Source organism: Kitasatospora sp. NPDC088391, from assembly GCF_044753345.1.
Lineage (GTDB): Bacteria > Actinomycetota > Actinomycetes > Streptomycetales > Streptomycetaceae > Kitasatospora.
In genome coordinates, this window is record NZ_JBIVNB010000002.1 from 878,797 (window position 1) to 900,455 (window position 21,659).

Annotated in this window: 14 protein-coding genes, 1 CRISPR repeat array and 1 riboswitch; of the genes, 7 read left to right on the forward strand and 7 right to left on the reverse strand. The window is 75.2% G+C overall.

Annotated elements, in window-relative coordinates; genetic code table 11:
• The first annotated feature begins 1 nt into the window (after position 1).
• Positions 2-937: a type I-E CRISPR-associated endonuclease Cas1e gene (cas1e, locus tag ACIQBJ_RS08295; protein ID WP_400705569.1), complete on the forward strand. Its 936-nt coding sequence runs from the start codon at positions 2-4 to the stop codon at positions 935-937.
• Positions 934-1,284: a type I-E CRISPR-associated endoribonuclease Cas2e gene (gene cas2e / locus ACIQBJ_RS08300; RefSeq protein ID WP_400705572.1), complete on the forward strand. Its 351-nt coding sequence runs from the start codon at positions 934-936 to the stop codon at positions 1,282-1,284. The genes cas1e and cas2e overlap by 4 nt, the downstream gene beginning before the upstream one ends.
• Positions 1,285-1,385: 101 nt before the next feature.
• Positions 1,386-3,855: a CRISPR direct-repeat array (repeat unit 29 nt; unit sequence GTGCTCCCCGCGCCCGCGGGGATGGTCCC).
• Between the two features lie 458 nt (positions 3,856-4,313).
• Here cas2e and ribA read toward each other — a convergent pair.
• The gene (gene ribA, locus ACIQBJ_RS08305; RefSeq protein WP_400705575.1) at positions 4,314-4,970 is read right to left on the reverse strand and encodes a GTP cyclohydrolase II; all 657 of its coding nucleotides are present in this window, start codon (positions 4,968-4,970) and stop codon (positions 4,314-4,316) included.
• A gap of 220 nt (positions 4,971-5,190) precedes the next feature.
• Between ribA and ACIQBJ_RS08310 the strand changes: the two genes are divergently transcribed.
• Positions 5,191-5,967, forward strand: coding sequence for a VOC family protein (locus tag ACIQBJ_RS08310; RefSeq protein WP_400705578.1), 777 nt, complete (start codon positions 5,191-5,193; stop codon positions 5,965-5,967).
• A gap of 7 nt (positions 5,968-5,974) precedes the next feature.
• Here the strand turns inward: ACIQBJ_RS08310 and lnt are convergent, their stop codons facing one another.
• Both lnt and cobN read right to left on the reverse strand, forming a co-directional pair.
• Positions 5,975-7,531, reverse strand: coding sequence for an apolipoprotein N-acyltransferase (gene lnt / locus ACIQBJ_RS08315; RefSeq protein ID WP_400705581.1), 1,557 nt, complete (start codon positions 7,529-7,531; stop codon positions 5,975-5,977).
• A gap of 162 nt (positions 7,532-7,693) precedes the next feature.
• Entirely contained in the window at positions 7,694-11,308 is a 3,615-nt protein-coding gene (gene cobN / locus ACIQBJ_RS08320; protein ID WP_400705584.1) for a cobaltochelatase subunit CobN, read from the reverse strand.
• Positions 11,309-11,560: 252 nt separating this feature from the next.
• Positions 11,561-11,636, reverse strand: a riboswitch (cobalamin riboswitch).
• Positions 11,637-11,877: 241 nt separating this feature from the next.
• Here cobN and ACIQBJ_RS08325 point away from each other — a divergent pair.
• The 3 genes from ACIQBJ_RS08325 to ACIQBJ_RS08335 are packed head-to-tail and all read left to right on the forward strand — an operon-like array spanning position 11,878 to position 15,439.
• Complete coding sequence (locus tag ACIQBJ_RS08325; protein WP_400705587.1) at positions 11,878-13,191, forward strand: hypothetical protein; 1,314 nt, start codon at positions 11,878-11,880, stop codon at positions 13,189-13,191.
• Positions 13,188-13,814 carry a precorrin-8X methylmutase gene (locus tag ACIQBJ_RS08330; RefSeq protein WP_400705590.1) on the forward strand — a complete coding sequence of 209 codons (627 nt, stop codon included), beginning with the start codon at positions 13,188-13,190 and terminating at the stop codon, positions 13,812-13,814. Before ACIQBJ_RS08325 ends, ACIQBJ_RS08330 begins: the two co-directional genes overlap by 4 nt.
• Entirely contained in the window at positions 13,811-15,439 is a 1,629-nt protein-coding gene (locus tag ACIQBJ_RS08335) for a precorrin-2 C(20)-methyltransferase (RefSeq protein WP_400705593.1), read from the forward strand. The genes ACIQBJ_RS08330 and ACIQBJ_RS08335 overlap by 4 nt, the downstream gene beginning before the upstream one ends.
• 28 nt (positions 15,440-15,467) lie before the next feature.
• On the opposite strand, the gene ACIQBJ_RS08340 is transcribed toward ACIQBJ_RS08335, so the two are convergent.
• Positions 15,468-16,208 carry a cobalt-precorrin-6A reductase gene (locus tag ACIQBJ_RS08340; protein ID WP_400705596.1) on the reverse strand — a complete coding sequence of 247 codons (741 nt, stop codon included), beginning with the start codon at positions 16,206-16,208 and terminating at the stop codon, positions 15,468-15,470.
• A gap of 169 nt (positions 16,209-16,377) precedes the next feature.
• Here ACIQBJ_RS08340 and ACIQBJ_RS08345 point away from each other — a divergent pair, with 169 nt between their 5' ends.
• Positions 16,378-17,502, forward strand: a complete 1,125-nt coding sequence (locus ACIQBJ_RS08345) for a cobalt-precorrin-5B (C(1))-methyltransferase (protein ID WP_400705599.1) — start codon at positions 16,378-16,380, stop codon at positions 17,500-17,502.
• Positions 17,503-17,543: 41 nt separating this feature from the next.
• Here the strand turns inward: ACIQBJ_RS08345 and ACIQBJ_RS08350 are convergent, their stop codons facing one another.
• The 3 genes from ACIQBJ_RS08350 to ACIQBJ_RS08360 form a co-directional block, all read right to left on the reverse strand.
• Positions 17,544-19,532 carry a phosphocholine-specific phospholipase C gene (locus ACIQBJ_RS08350; protein WP_400705602.1) on the reverse strand — a complete coding sequence of 663 codons (1,989 nt, stop codon included), beginning with the start codon at positions 19,530-19,532 and terminating at the stop codon, positions 17,544-17,546.
• A 44-nt stretch (positions 19,533-19,576) separates the two neighbouring features.
• Positions 19,577-20,995, reverse strand: coding sequence for an endonuclease/exonuclease/phosphatase family protein (locus ACIQBJ_RS08355; RefSeq protein WP_400705605.1), 1,419 nt, complete (start codon positions 20,993-20,995; stop codon positions 19,577-19,579).
• 194 nt (positions 20,996-21,189) lie between these two features.
• Entirely contained in the window at positions 21,190-21,627 is a 438-nt protein-coding gene (locus ACIQBJ_RS08360) for a RidA family protein (RefSeq protein ID WP_400705608.1), read from the reverse strand.
• Positions 21,628-21,659 lie beyond the last annotated feature (32 nt).

Sequence of the window (21,659 nt, forward strand, 5' to 3'; positions counted from 1 at the left end):
CGTGAGCACCGTCAGCCGCAGACCGGCCGGCGGCCCGCGCGAACTCGCCCGCGCCGCCGACCGGCTCTCCTTCCTCTACCTGGAACGCTGCACCATCCACCGCGACTCCAACGCCCTCACCGTCGAAACCGCGGAAGGCACCACCCATATCCCCTCCGCCACCATCGGCACCCTGCTCCTGGGCCCCGGCACCCGCATCACCCACCAGGCGATGAGCGTCCTCGGCGAGACCGGCGCGGGCGTGGTCTGGGTCGGCGAACACGGCGTCCGCCACTACGCGGCAGGCCGCTCCCTGTCCCGCTCCTCCGCCCTCGCCGAAGCCCAGGCCCTCCGCTGGGCCAACCAGCGCACCCGCCTGGACACCGCCCGGGCCATGTACCGGCTGCGCTTCCCCGACGAGGACCCGGCCGGCCTCACCCGACGGCAACTCCTCGGCCGTGAAGGCGACCGCATGAAGGACTGCTACCGCACCGAAGCCGCCCGAACCGGCATCCGCTGGCGAGGACGCCGCTACACCCCCGGGGACTTCACCTCCGGAGACCCCGCCAACCAGGCCATCACCGCCGCCGCCCAAGCCATGTACGGCGTCTCGCACGCCGTCATCGCCGCACTCGGCTGCTCACCCGCACTCGGATTCGTGCACTCCGGCCACGAACTGTCCTTCGTCCTCGACATCGCCGACCTCTACAAGACCGACATCGGCATCCCCGTCGCCTTCGACGTCGCAGCCGAGTCCCCCGAGGACATCGGCGCCCGCACCCGGCGCGCCCTGCGCGACCGCATCCACGAACTGCGCCTGCAGGAACGGATCGTCGCCGACATCCGCAACCTGCTCGCCGTCGCAACGGCCGCCCCCGACGAGGACACGGTCAGCCTCCAGACCGACCACGGACAACACGTCGCCGCAGGAGTCAACTACGGAGAGGGCAACTGGTGACCGTCATCGTCCTCACCAACTGCCCCGTCGGACTACGGGGCCTGCTCACCCGCTGGCTCCTCGAGATCTCCGCCGGAGTGTTCATCGGCTCCCCGACCGCACGCGTACGGGACATCCTGTGGGCCGAAGTCCGGCAGCACGCGAGCCAAGGCCGGGCCCTCCTGATCCACACCTCGAACACAGAACAGGGCTTCACCTTCCACACCCACGACCACGCCTGGAAACCCGTCGACCACGAAGGTCTCACCCTCATCCAACGGCCGAACACCGCCACGACACCGGCACCCAGTTCCGCCAAGCCAGGCTGGAGCACCGCGTCCAAACTGCGCCGCTTCGGAAAACGATGAATCAGCGAAGCCAGAATTAAGGGAATATGTCCTATATGCCGGAATCGACAAAGCTTGCTGTTTTGCGCCCCACCGCCTGGTAAACACACAGGTCACCGAGAGTGCTCCCCGCGCCCGCGGGGATGGTCCCTAACAGGAGCGGCCGACCCCGTGCAGCCGGGGGTGCTCCCCGCGCCCGCGGGGATGGTCCCGCCACCATGCACCCCTGCTACACCTGCAAGGGGTGCTCCCCGCGCCCGCGGGGATGGTCCCATGCCAGCTGAGTTCTACGCGTCGGAGTGCGGGTGCTCCCCGCGCCCGCGGGGATGGTCCCGCCCGTCGGCGGATGCCGGTGCGGCAGGGGACGTGCTCCCCGCGCCCGCGGGGATGGTCCCTGGATGTTGGACAGGTACCGCAGCTTCAAGGAGTGCTCCCCGCGCCCGCGGGGATGGTCCCCAGTGGAGCTGGTCGGGGGCGCGCTCGGGGTGGTGCTCCCCGCGCCCGCGGGGATGGTCCCCCACCTTACGGTAATTCCGTAAGGTGGGTTACGTGCTCCCCGCGCCCGCGGGGATGGTCCCTCCACGTTGACGTGCTCAGAGCCATCGCTGACGTGCTCCCCGCGCCCGCGGGGATGGTCCCGCCTCCCGCCGGCACGGCCTGGGCGGGCATGAGTGCTCCCCGCGCCCGCGGGGATGGTCCCGAGTCCTTGAGCGTGACCAGCGAGACGCAGTTGTGCTCCCCGCGCCCGCGGGGATGGTCCCGAGCTGGCCGCCGCCGTGGACGTCGCCTTCCCGTGCTCCCCGCGCCCGCGGGGATGGTCCCGTCGCCAGGATCTCGTCCTTCGCGTTCTGCGCGTGCTCCCCGCGCCCGCGGGGATGGTCCCGACTTCGCGATGGCCCTCCCGGACGGCACCGGGTGCTCCCCGCGCCCGCGGGGATGGTCCCGGCTCCGTCGTCCTGGTCGCCGGGACCGCGTTGTGCTCCCCGCGCCCGCGGGGATGGTCCCGTCGGCCCGTGCCCGCCCGCCTTCCGCTTGTCGTGCTCCCCGCGCCCGCGGGGATGGTCCCGATGGCGGGACGGGAGCGAAACGGCGGGGAGGGTGCTCCCCGCGCCCGCGGGGATGGTCCCGCCCGCCGAAGGCCAGCCCGCCAGACCTCCCCGTGCTCCCCGCGCCCGCGGGGATGGTCCCACCTGGGACGAGTGCGGCCCCTTCAGCGAGGAGTGCTCCCCGCGCCCGCGGGGATGGTCCCGCTCAGTCCGCGGTTGTCCTCGATGAACGCGAGTGCTCCCCGCGCCCGCGGGGATGGTCCCCCGGACGAGCTCGGCCAGAACCCCGACCTGGGGTGCTCCCCGCGCCCGCGGGGATGGTCCCGGCATCGCCCTGCGGGCCGCGCGGTCCGTGGCGTGCTCCCCGCGCCCGCGGGGATGGTCCCGTCAACTGGCAGCCGGTGGGGCACCGCACTTGGTGCTCCCCGCGCCCGCGGGGATGGTCCCTCGCCGACCAGCTTGCTGGGCCAGGGGTAGACGGTGCTCCCCGCGCCCGCGGGGATGGTCCCCGCGGCGCAACAGCGGCGGCCGCCGGAGAAACGTGCTCCCCGCGCCCGCGGGGATGGTCCCACCGGCTCACGGATGGGCAGTTGTCCGCGTCGGTGCTCCCCGCGCCCGCGGGGATGGTCCCGGTCCGACCTTCGCGGGGGAGTGGGGGAAGAAGTGCTCCCCGCGCCCGCGGGGATGGTCCCTCGCTCGACCGCGCGCGGATCGCGGAGAACATGTGCTCCCCGCGCCCGCGGGGATGGTCCCTGCCGCGTGACGGAGTCGAGCGAGCCCGCGATGTGCTCCCCGCGCCCGCGGGGATGGTCCCTCCTGCTCGGCCGGGTGAGCGGTGTTGGCCAAGTGCTCCCCGCGCCCGCGGGGATGGTCCCTCGGTGCTGCCGACCGTAGACCCCGCGCCCAGGTGCTCCCCGCGCCCGCGGGGATGGTCCCGCGACGTGGCAGCCCTCGACCGCGGTGACGGTGTGCTCCCCGCGCCCGCGGGGATGGTCCCAACCGCAACCTGTACACGCCGCAGAACTGGCAGTGCTCCCCGCGCCCGCGGGGATGGTCCCAGGACCGCGAACGCTGCGCGGGTGAGGTGGAGGTGCTCCCCGCGCCCGCGGGGATGGTCCCGACGAAGCCGGTGCCGGGCATCGGGGTGCGGCGTGCTCCCCGCGCCCGCGGGGATGGTCCCGGGCCGCCCGGGGTGGGGTTCTGCGGTTCGGTGTGCTCCCCGCGCCCGCGGGGATGGTCCTCACCTTCCGGCGGCCGACGGGCACCTCCGAGTGTGCTCCCCGCGCCCGCGGGGATGGTCCTTCAGACCGGCGTAGATGGACGCCAGCGGATTCGTGCTCCCCGCGCCCGCGGGGATGGTCCTCAGGAAAGGACGGGTTCGCCGGAGACCTTCCAGTGCTCCCCGCGCCCGCGGGGATGGTCCCTGGCTGGGCCCGGCACAGGCCGCCGGGGTCGGGTGCTCCCCGCGCCCGCGGGGATGGTCCCCCGTTGCCCACCGCGCTCCCGACCCTCGCCCCGTGCTCCCCGCGCCCGCGGGGATGGTCCCGTGCTGCACCTGCCGCAGCTCGTTCCGGGCATGTGCTCCCTGCGGGTGCGGGGGGCTGGAGTACCTGCCCCGCTGGTCGGGGCCATCCCCGCGCGGGCGGGGGGCAGCCCGGAAAGTACAGCCACGGCCCCACCTTGCCGGGATCATCGGGAGGACGCCGAAGTGTCTGAGGCGCGCCGTTCCGGGTGTCCTGCTGCCTGTCGACGACGAGTTTGTCTAGACAGGGTCGTTGGTGTCGAACCGCTGATCGGCATTCCGGTACGCCTGTTCATGTATGACGTACGACAGCAGCCGGTCGACCCGCGCCCGCAACTCGGGCCTCGGGGCGGAGAAGCTCGCTTTGCCGATGGAGGAAGAGCCGAGGCCGAAGAGCTGATATTGCCGCAGGGCTGAGGTGGGCTGGAGCTGTCGTTGAGGAATTCGAGGTCGAGGTGTTGTCCTTCGATGCGCCGAACCTGTCAGGCGATGCGGGTGGCGAGGAGGTCGTGGGGGAGGAGATTGGTGGTGCCTCGGAGTTTGGCGCGCAGGTAGGTGAGGTTGTGCGGGGTGGTGTGGACGCCGGTGGGGATGCGGTTGTGCACCTGGATCCCGAGTGCCTGGAGCTGGCCCGACTTGTCGGGGTTGTTGGAGAGCAGGTCGACCGTGGTGGCGTCGAGGGCGGTGAGCATCTGGGCGGCGGCGCTGTAGTCGCGGGCGTCCTCGGGGAGGCCGAGGGCGGTGTTCGCGGCGTACGTGTCGTATCCGAGGTCTTGCAGGGCGTAGGCGTCGAGCTTGTTGTAGAGGCCGATGCCGCGGCCCTCCTGGCGCAGGTAGAGCAGGTAGCCGCCGGTCTCGGCGATCTTCTCGACGGCCTCGCGCAGCTGGGGGCCGCAGTCGCAGCGGGCGGAGCCGAAGACGTCGCCGGTGAGGCACTCGGAGTGCAGGCGGACCAGCGGGGCGGCGGACGCGGTGGGGTCGCCGAGGGCGAGGGCGAGGTGTTCGGCGCCGTCGGCCAGGCCGTGGAAGGTGTGCACGTCGGCCTCGACGCGGTAGCCGTCGGCGAAGGCCAGGGGGACGCGCACGCGGGAGCGCACGGTGGCGGCGGGTCGCTGCTGGGTGGTCTCGGGGTGCGTCATGTCGGGTCCTCCGGGGGCCGCGAGGGGTGGTCGCCTGCGGTCCGGCCATTTCGTTCAAATTCGAACCGGATCGTGCCCGCCCGACGCTACACCGTGGTTCCAATTTGAACAACCGTCGCCCCGGCCGTCCCGTTCGGCCCACCAGGCACGGGGATACCCACCGGTACCCGGGCAGGGTGGAGGCTGTCGAGGCCCGACCGAACCTGGAGGCGACCCGCCCGTGAAGATCACCGAATCCGCCCCCGGGGAGCCCTGCTGGGTCGAACTCGTCACCGCGGACCCCGCCACGGCCAAGACCTTCTACCACGAACTGTTCGGCTGGCGCGCCGAGGCGGAACCGGTGGGGGAGGGCGGGGAGAGCGCGGGCCGCCTGGGGATGTACCTCGGGGACCGGCTCGTCGCCGCGATCACCGCCCCGGACCGCCCCGGCCGCCCGGCCGCCTGGACGATCGGCTTCCACACCCCCGACGCCGACAGCGCCGCCGGAGCCGTCACCGCCGCCGGAGGCGAGCTGGTCGCCCCGCCGGCCGACGCCCCCGGCCCGGGCCGGGGCCGGGGGCGGGGCCTGCTCGCCCGCGACCCCGGCGGCGCGCTGTTCGCCGCCCGGCAGCCCGCCGCGGCGCACGGCGTCGACCTGCGCGACGAACCCGGCGCGCTCGGCTGGGTCGAACTCGCCACCCGCGACCCGCGGACCGTCGCCGCGTTCTACGCCCGCCTGTTCGGCTGGAGCGTCGCCCCCGGCGAGACGTACACCCAGTTCGGCCTGAACGGACGGGACTTCGGCGGCATGGCGGACATGGCCGACCAGTTCCCCGCCGACACCCCGCCCTACTGGATGCCCTACTTCACGGTCGCCGACGTCGACCTGAGCGCCGAACGCGCCGCCCTGCTCGGCGCCACCGTCACCCTGCCGCCCACCGACGTCCCCGACGGCCCGCGCCTCGCGATCCTCCGCGACCCCGCCGACGCGGTCTTCGGCATCCACGTCCCCCTCTGACGGGACGTCAGACCCGCGCCGACGGCAGCTCGGCCGCCGCCGCCGCGGGCTCGCCCGGACGGCCGCGCCCCCGCACCAGCGGGGCCGCGCCCACCGCCAGCGCCCCGAACGCCACCGCCACCGCCGTCCACGGCACCCAGTCGCCCAGCCGCACGTACCACGTCCGCGCCGACGGCACCGCCAGCGGCAGCTCCACCACCACCGCACCCGACCCGCCCGTCGTCATCCGGGCCAGCCGCCGCCCCTGCGGGTCGTACGCCACCGACTCGCCCGTCAACGCCGCCTGCACCACCGGACGGCCGGTCTCCGCCGCCCGGATCGCCCCCAGCGAGGCGTGCTGGGCCGGCGCCCAGGTCGACTGGAAGGTCGACGTCGAGGACTGGTAGACCACCAGCTCCGCGCCCTCCCGGGCCGCCACCCGCGACATGTCCGGGAACGCCGACTCGAAACAGATCAGCGCCCCCACCGGCAGCGCCCGACCGTCCCGCCCGACCACCGGCAGCAGGTGCACCGCACTGCCCGGCGCCCGGTTCTCGCCCGCCGCCGCGCTCACCCCCGCGATCCAGCCCAGCAGCGGCCGCAGCGGAATGTACTCGCCGAACGGCACCAGCCGGATCTTCCGGTACCGCGCCACCACCCCCGACGGGTCCACCAGCACCGCGTCCTTGGAGATCCGCCCGTCCGCCTTCCGGGCGTCCTCGCCGACCAGCAGCTCCGCACCCGTCGACCCGGACAGCGCCGCCAGCCGGTCCACCGTCGCGCCCTCCCGGTCCAGGTCCGCCGTGGTCGAACTCTCGCCCCACACCACCAGGTCCACCGGCCGCCCCGCCAGCGACCGGGTGATCCGCACGTTCGCCTCCAACCGAGCCCGCTCGTCCGCGGTCTGCCCGGCCTGCACCAGCGCCACCGACGCCGAACCCGAGACCGCGGGCGCCGCCTGCGCCGCGAACAGCAGCGGCCCCGCCAGCACCGACACCGCCGCCGTCACCCCCGCCAGCACCCGCACCCGAACCCGGCGCGCGCACACCAGCAGCACCACGGCCGTGTTCACCGCCACCAGCGCCCACCCCACCAGCCACACCCCGCCGACCGACGCCAGCCCCAGCACCGCCGGATGCTCCCACTGCGACGCCCCCAGCAGCGCCCACGGCCCGCCCAGCGCCTGCCAGGACCGGGCGAACTCCGCGCCCACCCACACCGCGGGCAGCACCACCAGCGCCGCCACCGCCCGACGGACCGTCGGACCGTCCGGCAGCAGCCACCGGGCGGCCGCCCCGAACGGCGCCAGCAGCACCCCGAACACCACCGCCAGCACCGGCAGCGCCGGACCGATCGACGGCACCAGCCAGTACATGCCGGTCAGGATGAACCCGGCGCCGAACCACCAGCCCCGCACCGCCGCCTCGCGCGCCGAACCCGCCGCCCGCATCACCAGCAGCCCCGGCACCAGCGCCAGCCAGGCCAGCCAGGCCAGACCCGCGCCGGGAAAGGTCAGGACGGGCAGCGCACCCGCGACCAGTGCGCCGTAACGGGCCGGACGGGACAGGGCGTTTCGCAGGCTCATGCGGAGATTGTCCGCCCGGGCGGGGCCGAAGGCACTGCTATCCGGCCACCGGCATGTCAGCGCCGCCGACCTTTCGCCCGACCGACACCCGCCCGCCACAACCCGGGCCCGGGGGACGGCCGCGACCGCGACCGCACCGCCCCCCGGGCCCGGGCCCCGGGGTCACTCGCCCTCCAGCTCACCCTCCGTCTCCAGGAACACCTGGCGCAGCTCGTCCAGCAGCGCCGCGTCCGGCTCCGCCCACAGGCCGCGGCCCGCCGCCTCCAGCAGGCGCTCCGCGATGCCGTGCAGCGCCCACGGGTTGGCCTCGGCGAAGAACTCCCGGTTCACCGGGTCGAGCACGTACTCCTGGGTCAGCTTCTCGTACATCCAGTCCGCCACCACGCCCGTGGTCGCGTCGTAGCCGAACAGGTAGTCGACGGTCGCGGCCATCTCGAACGCGCCCTTGTAGCCGTGCCGGCGCATCGCCGCCACCCAGCGCGGGTTGACCACCCGGGCCCGGAAGACCCGGGCCGCCTCCTCGGTCAGGGTCCGGGTGCGGACCGTCTCCGGGCGGGTCGAGTCGCCGATGTACGCCTCCGGGTTGCGCCCCGTCAGGGCCCGCACCGTCGCCACCATGCCGCCGTGGTACTGGAAGTAGTCGTCCGAGTCGGCGATGTCGTGCTCACGGGTGTCGGTGTTCTTCGCCGCCACCGTGATCCGCCGGTAAGCGGTTTCCATCTCCTCCCGCGCGGGCCGCCCGTCCAGGTCGCGGCCGTACGCGTAGCCGCCCCACACCGTGTACACCTCGGCCAGGTCCGCGTCGGTGCGCCAGTCCCGGCTGTCGATCAGCTGCAGCAGGCCCGCCCCGTAGGTGCCCGGACGGGAGCCGAACACCCGGACGGTGGCCCGGCGCTCGTCGCCGTGCTCGGCCAGGTCCGCCCGCACGTGCGCCCGGACGAAGTTGTCGGCGTCCGCCTCCTCCTGACGGGCCGCCAGCCGCACCGCGTCGTCCAGCAGCGCCACCACGTGCGGGAAGGCGTCCCGGAAGAAGCCGGAGATCCGCAGCGTCACGTCGATCCGGGGCCGGCCCAGCTCCTCCAGCGGGATCGGCTCCAGGCCGGTGACCCGGCGCGAGGCGTCGTCCCACACCGGCCGGACGCCGAGCAGCGCCAGCGCCTCCGCGATGTCGTCGCCCGCCGTCCGCATCGCCGAGGTGCCCCACAGCGACAGGCCCACCGACGGCGGGAACTCGCCGCCGTTGTCGGCCCGGTAACGCTCGATCAGGGAGGCGGAAAGCGCTTGCCCGGTCTCCCAGGCCAGCTTGGACGGCACCGCCTTCGGGTCCACCGAGTAGAAGTTCCGCCCCGTCGGCAGCACGTTCACCAGACCGCGCAGCGGCGAACCCGACGGCCCGGCCGGCACGAACCCGCCCTGCAGGGCGTGCAGCACCGCGTCCAACTCGTCGGTCGTCGACGCCAGCCGCGGCACCACCTGGGCCGCCGCGAACGCCAGCACCTCCGCGACCGCGGGCGGGAAACCCGCCGCGACCTTCTCCACCGCGCCCGGGTTCCAGTCCTCGGCCTCCATCGCCTCGACCAGCGCCCGGGCCTGCTCCTCCGCCGCGTCCGCCGCCCCCAGCGTCGGCGCCGACTCGTCCAGGCCCAGCGCCTCGCGCAGACCCGGCAGCGCGCTCACCCCGCCCCAGATCTGCCGCGCCCGCAGGATCGCCAGCACGATGTTGACCCGGTCCGCACCCGCCGGGGCCTGGCCCAGCACGTGCAGGCCGTCCCGGATCTGCGCGTCCTTGATCTCGCACAGCCAGCCGTCGACGTGCAGCAGGAAGTCGTCGAAGCCGTCGTCCTCGGGCCGCTCGTCCAGACCCAGGTCGTGGTCCAGCTTCGCGGCCTGGATCAGCGTCCAGATCTGCGCCCGGATCGCCGGCAGCTTCGCCGGGTCCATCGCCGCGATGTTCGAGTGCTCGTCGAGCAGCTGCTCCAGACGCGCGATGTCACCGTACGAGTCGGCCCGCGCCATCGGCGGCACCAGGTGGTCGACCAGCGTCGCGTGCGCCCGGCGCTTGGCCTGGGTGCCCTCGCCCGGGTCGTTCACCAGGAACGGGTAGACGAGGGGGAGGTCGCCGAGCACCGCGTCCGGACCGCACTCCGCCGACAGCGCCGCCGTCTTGCCCGGCAGCCACTCCAGGTTGCCGTGCTTGCCCAGGTGCACCACCGCGTGCGCGCCGAAACCGCCGTCCTCCCGCGCGGCCGCGATCCAGCGGTACGCGGCCAGGTAGTGGTGGCTCGGCGGCAGGTCCGGGTCGTGGTAGATCGCCACCGGGTTCTCGCCGAACCCGCGCGGCGGCTGGATCAGGACCAGGAGATTGCCGGAGCGCACCGCCGCCAGCACGATGTCGCCGTCCGGGTTGTGCGAACGGTCCACGTACAGCTCGCCCGGCGCCGGACCCCAGTGCCCCTCGACCTGCTCGCGCAGCGCCGCCGGCAGCGTCGCGTACCAGCGCCGGTAGTCCGCCGCCGGGATGCGCACCGGATTGCGCGACAGCTGGTCCTCCGTCAGCCACGCCTGGTCGTAGCCGCCCGCGTCGATCAGCGCCCGGATCAGCGCGTCGCCCTCGTGCCCGCCGTCCCGGTCGGTGTCCAGGCCCGGCAGGCTGTCGCCCAGGTCCATGCCCTCCGCGCGCAGCCGCTCCAGCAGCCGGATCGCCGACGCCGGAGTGTCCAGCCCCACCGCGTTGCCGACCCGCGCGTGCTTGGTCGGGTACGCCGACAGCACCAGGGCCAGGCGCCGCTCGGCCGCCGGGGTGTGCCGCAGCCGGGCGTGCCGCACCGCGATGCCCGCCACCCGCGCCGCCCGCTCCGGGTCCGCCGCGTACACCGTCAACCCGTCCTCGTCGACCTCCTTGAACGAGAACGGGACGGTGATCAGCCGGCCGTCGAACTCCGGCACCGCGATCTGCGTCGCGGTGTCCAGCGGCGACAGGCCGTCGTCGCTGTCCGCCCACCGCTCCCGCGACCAGGTCAGGCACAGCGCCTGCAGGATCGGCCGGTCCAGCGCCGCCAACGCCCCCGCGTCCCACGCTTCTTCGTCACCGCCGGCCTGCGCGTCCGCCGGGCGGGTGCCGCCCGCCGCCAGGACGGTGGTCACGATCGCGTCGGCCGCGCCCAGCTCCGCCAGCAGCTCCGGCTCCGCGCCGCGCAGCGAGGCGCAGAAGTAGGCCCGGGCCCGCGCCCCCTGCTCCTCGACCGCCCGGCACAGCGTCTCCACGAACGCCGTGTTGCCGCTCATGTGGTGCGCCCGGTAGTACAGCACCGCGACGGTCGGGCCGGTGCCGTCGCCGTCCCGCGCGGTGCGCTCCAGCGGCCCCCAGGCCGGGGCCGAGGCCGGCGGCGCGAAGCCGTGGCCGGTCAGCAGCACCGTGTCGGACAGGAACGCGCCCAGCTCCGCCAGGTTCGCCGGACCGCCGTGCGCCAGGTACGCGTGCGCCTCCGCCGCGATGCCCGCCGGGACGGTCGACAGCTCCATCAGCTGCGCGTCCGGCGCCTGCTCGCCCGTCAGCACCACCACCGGGCGCGGCCCCGCGAGCAGCGCGTCCAGCCCCTCCTGCCAGGCCCGGCGGCCGCCCAGCAGACGCACCACCACCAGCTCGGTGCCCGCCAGCAGTTCGGGCAGTTCCTCGGGCGACAGCCGGGCCGGGTTGCCCAGCCGGAACGGCACCGGGCCGTCCGCCGCGCGGGCGCTCAGCAGGTCGGTGTCGGACGTGGACAGCAGCAGGATCATGCGGAGGCCCTCCCGGGCGTCTCGGAGGGCGGGGACGGCAGGGACAGCGGTGACAGCTGGGCCGGCGGGGATAGCGGTGACGGCGGTGACGGCGGGAAAACGCCGGTCGGGCAGGCGCCGCGGCGGGCGCCGGGAACGCGAACGGGCCCGGCGGGCGCGGGGCCCCCGGGCGACCGGCCGGGGCCGGACATGCGACAGCGCACGGATCGGACCTTCCTCGGGGTCCTCGCCCCGGGCAGTGGAGGACGGCCGGAGTTCCTGGCTCCCGCGGCTCACTGAGCCGCGGTCACAGTGGCGGGACCGCACCGGATTCGCACCGGACTTCCTCCGCTGTGCCGTCGCTGGCAGCGGACACCCAGGGGTGCCCGCCAGCATCGTACGGGGTGATCGGCCGCCGGGGGAGTGTGACCTGCGACGCTGTCCGGAACCCGCCCCCGCGCGCCGACCGGACCACCGTGACCTGCGCAATCCCCCGGCGGGGCGGACCACGCCGCGGAGTGCGCGGTGTGGTGCGCGGTGTGACGCAGCAGGCAGTGGCGGCCCCCGGGCCGGTGGGTATGCTCGCCGCCATGCCACCCACACCCGACGCCCACGAGGCACTCCCCGTCGGGCCCGACCGAGGCCGCGCCGACGCCTGCCCCGGCGCGCTCCGCCTGCACCCCGCCGAGGACGGCCACCTCGCCCGACTCCGGCTCCCCGGTGGCCACTTGACACACTCCCAGCTGCTCGCCACCGCCGACGCCGCCGACGCCCTCGGCGACGGCGAGGTCGAGATCACCTCGCGCGGCAACCTCCAGCTCCGCGGCCTCGCCGACGGCTGCGCCGCCGAACTCGCCGAACGGCTGCGCGCCGTCGGCCTGTTGCCCTCCGACACCCACGAACGCGTCCGCAACCTGGTCGCCTCCCCGCTGGCCGGCCTCGACGGCCGGGGCCTAGGGGGGAGTGAACTGTCCTCCTGGGTCCGCGAGTTGGACGAGGCGCTGTGCGCCGCGCCGTGGGCCGCCGGGCTGTCCGGAAAGTTCCTGTTCGCGCTTGACGACGGCCGCGGCGACGTCGCCGCGCTGAACGCCGATGTGACCTTGATCGCAGTCGGCGGCGGGCGCGCCCTGCTCCGCCTCGGCCGGGCCCGGCGCGGCCGGGCCGTCGACGCGCCCGTGCCCGCCGCGCTCGCCGCCGCCCGCGACTTCCTCGCCCTGGCGGCCGGCCGGGCCTGGCACCTGCGCGAGGTGCAGGACGAACTGCCCGAGGGCGACGTCCCGCTGCCCCCCTTCGCCGGCGAACGGCCCGCCCTCGGCGCGGTCGGGAACACGGCGGCCGGGGGCGCGGCGGCCGGGGCGGGAGGGGTGTCCGGCGGCACCGGCGGCGTCTCGGTCGGACTGCGGTTCGGCCGGGCGGACAGCACCCAGTGGCGGCTGCTGGCGCAGGCGCTCGCCGGGGCGGCGCCCGGTCGGGCGGACGCGGACGCTGCTGACGCCGACGCGGCACCCGCCGTCCGGCTGACGCCCTGGCGCGGCGTCGTGGTGCCCGGCGCGGACGCCGCCTGGGTGCCGCGCCTCGCCGACGCCGGGTTCCGGGTCGCGTCCGGCGGCCCCTGGGAGGGCGTCACCGCCTGCACCGGACTGCCCGGCTGCGGGAAAGCGCTTGCCGACGTCCGCGCGCAGGCCGCCCGCGCCGTCGCCGACGTCCCCGCCACCGGACTCCCCGTGCACTGGTCCGGCTGCGCCCGCCGCTGCGGACACCCCGCCGGACGCTGGGTCGACGTGCTGGCCACCGCGGCCGGACACCGCGTCACCGTGGACGGCTCCGTGCGCGACACCACCGAGAACGAGACCGCCGAGGCAGTGGCCGAGGCGCGCAATGCCGAATGGCGGAGGCCCAAATGATCGAGTACGAGAAGGACGGCGCGGAGATCTACCGCCAGTCCTTCGCCACCATCCGCGCCGAGGCGGACCTGGCCGGCCTGCCCGCCGACGTGGCCCAGGTCGCCGTCCGCATGATCCACGCCTGCGGCATGACCGACCTGGTCGAGGACCTGCTCTGGTCGCCCGGCGTGGTCGCCGACGCCCGCCGCGCGCTGCGGGCCGGCGCGCCGATCCTGTGCGACGTCAACATGGTCGCCAGCGGCGTGACCCGCAAGCGGCTGCCCGCCGACAACGAGGTGGTCTGCACCCTCACCGACCCGGCCGTCCCCGAACTGGCCCGGAAGATGGACACCACCCGCAGCGCCGCCGCCATGGAACTCTGGCTGCCCCGCCTGGAGGGCGCCGTCGTCGCCGTCGGCAACGCCCCCACCTCGCTGTTCCGGCTGCTGGAACTGATCGAGGCGGGCGCGCCCCGCCCCGCCGCCGTGATCGGCGTCCCGGTCGGCTTCATCGGCGCCGCCGAGTCCAAGCAGGCCCTCGCCGACCACCCCGCCCGACTGGAGCACCTGGTGGTCCGGGGCCGCCGCGGCGGCAGCGCGATCGCCGCCGCCGCCATCAACGCGATTGCGAGCGAACAGGAATGACGGAGCGTCAGGAAAGCGTGCAGGCCGAGCACGGGACGGCCCGGACCGGGCGGCTCTACGGCGTCGGCGTCGGCCCCGGCGACCCGTCGCTGCTGACGGTGCGCGCCGCCGAACTGATCGGCAAGGCCGACGTCGTCGCCTACCACTGCGCCCGGCACGGCCGCTCGCACGCCCGGGCCATCGCCGAGCGGTACCTGACCGGCGGCCAGGTCGAGGAACGCCTGATGTACCCGGTCACGGTGGAGACCACCGACCACCCCGGCGGCTACCGGGGCGCGCTCGACGACTTCTACCAGGAGGCCGCCGAACGGCTCGCCGCCCACCTCGACGCCGGGCGCGACGTGGTGGTGCTCGCCGAGGGCGACCCGCTGTTCTACGGCTCCTACCAGCACATGCACAAGCGCCTCGCGCACCGCTACCCCACCGAGGTGGTGCCCGGCGTCACCTCGATCAGCGCCGCCGCCGCCCGGCTGGGCACCCCGCTGGTCGAGGCCGAGGAAGTCCTGACGATCATCCCGGGCACGCTGCCCGAGGAGGAGCTGACGGCCCGGCTGGCCGCCACCGACTCCGCCGTGGTGATGAAGCTCGGCCGGACCTTCCCCGCGGTGCGCCGCGCCCTGGAGCGGGCCGGGCGCCTCGACGAGGCCCGGTACGTGGAGCGCGCCACCATGGCGGGCGAGCGGACCGGCGCGCTCGCCGACATCGACCCCGACGGCGTCCCGTACTTCTCGGTCGCCGTGCTGCCCAGCCGGGTCGCCGCCCTCGACGCCGCCGGGGAGCCCTTCGCGGCGCTCGCCCCGGTAACGGCAGCGACTCCGGCGGCGGAGGCTCCGGCCGGGGCGCCGGAGGAGGGCGCCGGGGGCTTCGGCGAGGTCGTGGTGGTCGGCACCGGCCCGGCCGGGCCGCTCTGGCTCACCCCCGAGGCGCGCGGCGTGCTCGCGAACGCCACCGACCTGGTCGGCTACACCACCTACCTGGACCGGGTGCCGGTCCGTCCCGGCCAGGTCCGGCACGGTTCCGACAACAAGGTCGAGGGCGTCCGGGCCGAGTTCGCCCTGGAGCTGGCGCGCCGCGGCCGCCGGGTCGCGGTGGTCTCCTCCGGCGACCCCGGCGTGTTCGCGATGGCCACCGCCGTGCTGGAGGCCGCCTGCGAGGACCCCTACCGGGACGTCCCGGTCCGCGTGCTGCCCGGCATGACGGCCGCGCACGCCGCCGCGTCCCGGGCCGGCGCCCCGCTCGGCCACGACTACGCGGTGATCTCGCTCTCCGACCGGCTCAAGCCCTGGGAGGTGATCGCCCGCCGGCTGCGCGCCGCGGCCGAGGCCGACCTGGTGCTGGCGCTGTACAACCCCGGCTCCAAGTCCCGTACCACACAGGTCGGTTCGGCCCGCGACCTGCTGCTGGAGTACCGCGACCCGGCCACCCCCGTGGTGCTGGCCCGGGACGTCGGCGGCCCGACCGAGCGGGTCCGGACGGTGGAACTCGGCGCGCTCGACCCGGCCGACGTCGACATGCGGACCCTGCTGCTGGTCGGCTCCACCCAGACCCGGTGGGTCCGGCGCGGCGGCGGGCAGCAGGTGGTGTGGACGCCACGCCGCTACCCCGAGGAACAGCCCGGCGACTGACGGGCCGTCAGCATTTCCTGACGGTCCGTCAGGTGCGCAGCGCGCGCAGCCAGTCGACCGCCCCGGCGACGTCCGGGGCGGTGCGGACGCCCTCCGGGGCCGGCGGGCGCTGCACCACCACGACGGGCAGGCCGAGTTCGCGGGCGGCCGTCAGCTTGGGCGCGGTCGCGGCGCTGCCGCTGTCCTTGGTGACCAGCACCTCGACGCGGTGCGCGCGCAGCAGCGCGCGCTCCCCGTCCAGGGTGAACGGGCCGCGCTCCAGCAGGACTTCGGTCGCGGCGGGCATCGGCGCGGTCGGCGGTTCGACCGAGCGGGCCAGGAACCACAGCCCGTCGAGGTGGGCGAAGGCGGCGATGCCCTGGCGGCCGGTGGTCAGGAACACCCGGGTGCCGAGGGCGGGCAGCGCGGCCGCGGCGGCCGCCAAGTCCGGTACGGGGTGCCAGCGGTCGCCGTCCACGGGTTGCCAGCTGGGGCGGCGCAGCGCGAGCAGCGGGGTGCCGGTCCCGGCGGCGGCGAGGGCCGCGTTGCGGCTCATGGTCTCCGCGAACGGGTGGGTGGCGTCCAGCAGGGCGGCGACCCGGTGGGCGCGCAGCCAGGCGGCCAGGCCGGCGGGGCCGCCGAACCCGCCGATCCGGACTTCCCCGGCGGGCAGCCGGGGCCGGTCCACCCGCCCGGCGAGCGAACTGGTCACCCGCAGCGCCGGATCGGCGGCCAGCTGGTCGGCCAGTCGGCGGGCCTCGGTGGTGCCGCCGAGGATCAGGACGTGCATGCGGGACTCCCGGGGCCGGTGGGACGGACTTTTCACTCTAACCGGGGCCGGGCGCGGGATATTGCGGGGCGGCGGCCGGACGGCGGCGGCGGCCGGACGGCGGTGGCGCGGGCGGGTGCGGCGGGCGACTGCGGCGGACGGGTGTACAGGCGTACGGGAGGAGCGGGAGATGGGCGCGGACGTGAGCGGTGGGCGGGCCGGGCAGTTGCGCAGCAGCGGGCTGCGGCCGGGCTGGACGACGGGGGCGTGCGCCACGGCGGCGGCCAAGGCCGCGTACACGGCGCTGCTGGGCGGGGCCTTCCCCGACCCGGTGGAGATCGTGCTGCCGCGCGGGGAGCGGCCCGCGTTCGCGCTGGCCGTCGAGGAGTTGGCGGCGGGCCGGGCGACGGCCGGGGTGGTGAAGGACGCGGGCGACGACCCGGACGTGACGCACGGCGCGCTGGTGCGGGCGACCGTGCGGGCGGGCGCGGCGGGCAGCGGCGTGGTGTTCCGGGCCGGCCCGGGGGTCGGGACGGTCACCAAGCCGGGCCTGCCGCTGCCGGTCGGCGAACCGGCCGTCAACCCGGTGCCCCGGCAGCTGATCCGGGCTGCGATCGCCGAGGTGGCGAGGGAGTTCGGGGCGGCCGGGGACGTGGAGGTGGAACTGTCGGTCGACGGCGGCGAGGAGTTGGCGCGCCGCACCTGGAACCCGCGGCTGGGCATCCTCGGCGGGCTGTCGATCCTCGGCACCACCGGCATCGTCGTCCCGTACTCGTGCTCGGCGTGGATCGACTCGATCCGGCGCGGCATCGACGTGGCCCGGGCCGCCGGGCACACCCACGTCGCGGGCGCGACCGGCGCGACCTCGGAGAAGGTGGTCGCCGCCGCGTACGGGCTCCCCGAGGACGCGCTGCTCGACATGGGCGACTTCGCGGGCGCCGTGCTCAAGTACCTGCGGCGGCACCCCGTTCCGCGCCTGACGGTGTGCGGCGGCTTCGCCAAACTCTCCAAACTCGCCGCGGGCCACCTGGACCTGCACTCGGGCCGCTCCCAGGTCGACACCGCGCACCTGGCCGCCCTGGCCCGGGAGGCCGGCGCCCCCGCCGACCTGGCCGCCCGGGTCGCGGACGCCAACACCGCCCTGCAGGCGGTCCAACTGTGCGCGACGGCGGGTGTCCCCCTCGGCGACACGGTCGCCCGCCACGCCCGCCGGGTGGCCCTGGAGGTCCTCCGGGGCGCACCCGTCACGGTCGACGTGATCTGCATCGACCGCGCGGGCACGGTGGTCGGCCGGGCCGAACCCCTGGGCCCCTGAGCCCCCGAACCCCCGGGCCCCCGAGTCGGCCTGACGGATCGTCAGGAGCCGTGCACCGTCCCGGCGTAGCGGCGCAGGAACCGGGTGCCGGTCGCGGCGGTGACCGTCACGTCGTAACGTCCCTGGTCGAGGGGCCAGTTGACGGACGCCTGCTTGTTCGCGGCGACGTGCACGGTCTGCGCCTGCCCGGCGTAGTCGTTCGGGGCGAGGGTGAACGAGGTGTCCGTGCCGCCGTCGTTGTGCAGGGACAGCACCACCCGGTTCTTCTGCACCAGGGCCTCCACGACGGGGACGGCCACGTCCTCCTGTCCGGCCCGGGTGACGGTGCCCGCGAAGCGGCGGACGAAGCCGTCGGGGCCGTGCACGGTGAAGTCGTAGCGGCCGTCGGTGGCGGCCGCGTCCCAGGTGTACGTGCCGGTCGCGGCGGGGGCGACGGTGACGGGCGTGCCGGTGAACGGCAGCGCGGTGTTCGGGTACACGGTATAGGGGAAGCCCACCGTGCCGGTGTTGGTCAGGGTGCAGGTGATCCGGCCGCTGTCCCGGTCGACCGAGGCCTCCGCGCCCGGGCCGTACGGCAGCCTGCGGTGCGGCCGGTCGCCGGGCTCCTGCGCGGGCAGCGACTGGGTGCCGGCGGCGGGCAGCCGCACCGGCGGCAGGCCGGAGGCGGCGTCGGCCAGCGCCATCAGGGCGGCGGTGTCGGGCAGGCGCGGGATGCTCGGGTCCGGGCGGGAGAAGTCGAAGCAGCTGGTGAGGTCGCCGCAGACGGTGCGCCGCCACTCCGAGATGTTGGGCTCCCGGACGCCGGTGACCACCTCCAGGAAGCGCAGCACCGACGTGTGGTCGAAGACCTGCGAGTTGACCCAGCCGCCGCGCGACCACGGCGAGACCACCCACAGCGGCACCCGGTTGCCCAGGCCGATGGCCCGGCCGTGGGTGAACTCCTCGGGCGTGCCCGGTTCCGGGGTCGGCGGCACCAGGTGGTCGAAGTAGCCGTCGTTCTCGTCGTACATCACCAGGAACACGGTGTGCTGCCACACCTCCGGGTTCGACATCAGCGACTGCAGCGCCTGGTTCACCCAGTGCGCGCCGTACGCCGGGCCCGCGTTGGGGTGCTCGGAGAACAGGTACGGCGCGACCAGCCACGAAACGGTCGGCAGCGCACCGGACCTGCAGTCGGCGTCGAACGCGGCCGGGTCGAACTTCGTCATCGCGTTGACGTACCGGGGGTCGGTGGCCGGGAACGCGTGGAACTGCTTGAAGTACGACAGCGCGTTGTCGTCGTAGTCGCCGGTCCGGTCGTCCTTGCTCGGGTTGTGGTAGACCCGCCAGCTCACGCCCGCGTCCTGGAGCCGCTCCGCGTACGTCGTCCAGTCCGCGACCGGGTTGTCGGTGACGGGCGTGTTGTCGATCCACGGGCCGGTGGTGCCGTCCCGGCCCGGGCCGCTGGTGCCCGTCCACAGGTACAGGCGGTTCGGGTCGGTGGGGCCGGCCAGCGAGCAGAAGTAGGCGTCGCAGAGCGTGAACGCGTCGGCCAGCGCGTACTGGTAGGGGATGTCGGCGCGGGTGAAGTAGCCCATCGCGCGCTCGCCCTTGGCGGCGATCCACTTGTTCATCGCGCCGTTGTTGATCGCCTGGTGGCCGGTCGCCCAGTCGTGCGCGAGGCCGCCCGCGTTCTGCGCGTTGTACTTGGCGGTGTCCATCCGGTACGGCAGCATCACGCCGCCGTCGGCGCGCCCGGCGTCGGGCTGGCGGAACACGTTCCCGCCGTCGGGGAACTGCAGGGCCTGCTTGTCGCCGAAGCCGCGCACGCCGTTCAGGGTGCCGAAGTAGTGGTCGAAGGAGCGGTTCTCCTGCATCAGGATCACCACGTGCCGGACGTCGGCGACGGTGCCGGTGGGCTTCGCCCCCTTCCCGGCGGCGGGGGCGGGGGCGGGGGACGCGGCCTCGGCGGGGCCGGCCAGGCCGGTCGCGGCGACGCCCGCGGCGGCGGTGGCGGACAGGAAGGCGCGGCGGTCGAGCTGGGGAGTCATCAGGGGGTACGGCCTCTCGGGGTGCGGGGCGGGGCGGGGCCGGGTCAGAGCGTGAAGGTGGCGACCGCGGCGGCGGTGTCGGACGGCCAGCCGTTGGCGGCGGCGCCGGGCTCGGGCTGCGGCCAGCCGGTGGCCAGGGTGTGCGCCTCGAACAGGGTGAGCCGCCCGGCGAAGTGGATCTGGTCGATCCGGTCCTGCGGCTCGGGCCGGTCGCCGCGCCGGGTCCGGGTCACCGACCAGGTGGCGCCGGGGGAGGCGGCCGGGTCGGGGTGCGCGATCCGGTACGCGTCGTACAGGCCCGCGTCCTGGAGGGCGGTGGTGACCGGCCAGGCCAGGGCGGTGACGCCGCCGTGCGCGGCGGCGGTGGCGGGCGTCCAGTCCAGGTGCGAGGGCGAGGCCAGCCCGGCGGCCAGCAGCACGGCCTTCCCGGCGGCCAGTTCGGCCTTCAGCAGCGCCGCCAGGGCGAGCGCCTGCCGGCCGCGCACCGAGGCGCGCTCGCCCGCCGCCACCGCCTCCGGGGCCCGGCCGTCCTGGACCGCGTACGGGCCGTAGTCGCCCTCGTCCAGGTGCGCCGCCCAGAACCGGACGGTGCGGCCGCCGGGCAGCGTCACGGTCGCGCCCGCGGCGGGCAACTCGGCCGTGGCGGGGGTGAGTTCGGTCAGCGGGTGGCGGCTGAGGATGCCGACGCTGCCGGCGCTCTGGTAGGCGTGCCAGCCGAGCGCGTCGGCCAGCGCCCGCGCGCCGGTGCCGCCGGTCTCCTGGAGCGCGACCACGTCCCAGCCCTGGGTGAGGACGACGCGCAGCTGCTTCTCCAGCGCGTCGTCGGTGCGCGCCCCGGCCTGCCACAGGTTCAGCGTCGCCGCCTTCAGCCGCCGCGCGCGGGAGTCGACCGGCACCTGGAGGATCAGCGCGTCGGTGTTCCCGGCGGGGTCCTTGACGGCGACGGTCAGCACCGCCGGGCGCGGCAGCGTGCCGTTCGGGGCGGTGCCCGTCACGGTGCCGTCCGCGGCCACCGACAGCCAGGGGTCGCCGCCGGCCTTGCGGAACACCGGAGTTCCGGCGGCGCGCATCCACAGGCCGGCCAGCTTCACCGCGACCGCGGCGCCGGGCGCGACCGCGGTGGCGGTCAGCGCGTCCACCGCCAGGTGCGGGCGCGGCGGGACGGGGCGGGCCCGGAACGAGAACGGCGCGCTGGCGGCCAGCACCCGGTACCCGTCGTCGGCCAGCAGGTAGGCGGTGTACGGGCCGTCGGTCAGCGCCGAGGTGTCCAACTGCACGTCGCCGGAGGCCGCCGGAGTGTACTTCCACAGCAGCGAGGAGCCGTTGCCGGGCAGCCGGTCGCCGTCGTAGACGCCCACCCAGTTCTTCGCCCCCGGCGTGTCGGTGGCCCAGTGGAAGGTCAACCGGTCGCCCTCGGTGGGGCTGCCGGTCGAGGTGAGGACGAGGGAGGAGCCGGTCGCCACGAATGGTCCTGTCCGTCGCAGGAAACCCGCGACTGCGTCGAGTTGGCTGTACAACCGACCCCATTCAGCCCATCCGCGGCGGACACCCGGTGAACAGCGCGTGACCCCCCGTCGGGCGTCCCCCGAACACGCGGCAGCCCCCGGCCGGGAGAGCGGCCGGGGGCTGAGGGCGGAACTGCGGGGCGGCAGGGTCGTCAGTCGGTGACGACGGCCTGGGCGTCGATCTCCACCAGCATGGGCTCCTGGGGGAGTTCGGCGAAGATGGTGGTGCGGCAGGGCTTGACGCCGCCCGCCGGGATGTTCTCCTCGATGAACTGGGCGTAGACCTCGTTCATCAGGGGGAAGTCGGCGCGCTTGGTGAGGTAGACGCGGAACATCACGACGTCCTCGACGGTGGCGCCGCCGGCCTCGACGATGGCCTTGACGTTCTCCAGGGTGCGGCGGGTCTGGGCCTTGACGTCGCCGTGGTACAGGTACTCGCCGGTGGCCGGGTCCTGCGGGCCCTGGCCGGAGACCTGGAGGATCGGGCCCTTGCGGACGCCCTGGGAGAACATCCAGGCCGGGGCGGGGGCGCCGTCGGTGCGGATCTCGGTCTTGGCGGTCTTGGCGTTCTGGTCGCTCTTGTCGCTCATGTGCGGTGCTCCAGTGCGGTGGTGACGGGTCG

Bases quoted from the DNA above. Each gene is read 5' to 3' on its own strand.
- ribA (WP_400705575.1), bottom strand. From the start codon at position 4,970: ATGACGCACCCCGAGACCACCCAGCAGCGACCCGCCGCCACCGTGCGC.
- lnt (WP_400705581.1), bottom strand. From the start codon at position 7,531: ATGAGCCTGCGAAACGCCCTGTCCCGTCCGGCCCGTTACGGCGCACTG.
- cobN (WP_400705584.1), bottom strand. From the start codon at position 11,308: ATGATCCTGCTGCTGTCCACGTCCGACACCGACCTGCTGAGCGCCCGC.
- ACIQBJ_RS08325 (WP_400705587.1), top strand. From the start codon at position 11,878: ATGCCACCCACACCCGACGCCCACGAGGCACTCCCCGTCGGGCCCGAC.
- ACIQBJ_RS08330 (WP_400705590.1), top strand. From the start codon at position 13,188: ATGATCGAGTACGAGAAGGACGGCGCGGAGATCTACCGCCAGTCCTTC.
- ACIQBJ_RS08335 (WP_400705593.1), top strand. From the start codon at position 13,811: ATGACGGAGCGTCAGGAAAGCGTGCAGGCCGAGCACGGGACGGCCCGG.
- ACIQBJ_RS08340 (WP_400705596.1), bottom strand. From the start codon at position 16,208: ATGCACGTCCTGATCCTCGGCGGCACCACCGAGGCCCGCCGACTGGCC.
- ACIQBJ_RS08345 (WP_400705599.1), top strand. From the start codon at position 16,378: ATGGGCGCGGACGTGAGCGGTGGGCGGGCCGGGCAGTTGCGCAGCAGC.
- ACIQBJ_RS08350 (WP_400705602.1), bottom strand. From the start codon at position 19,532: ATGACTCCCCAGCTCGACCGCCGCGCCTTCCTGTCCGCCACCGCCGCC.
- ACIQBJ_RS08360 (WP_400705608.1), bottom strand. From the start codon at position 21,627: ATGAGCGACAAGAGCGACCAGAACGCCAAGACCGCCAAGACCGAGATC.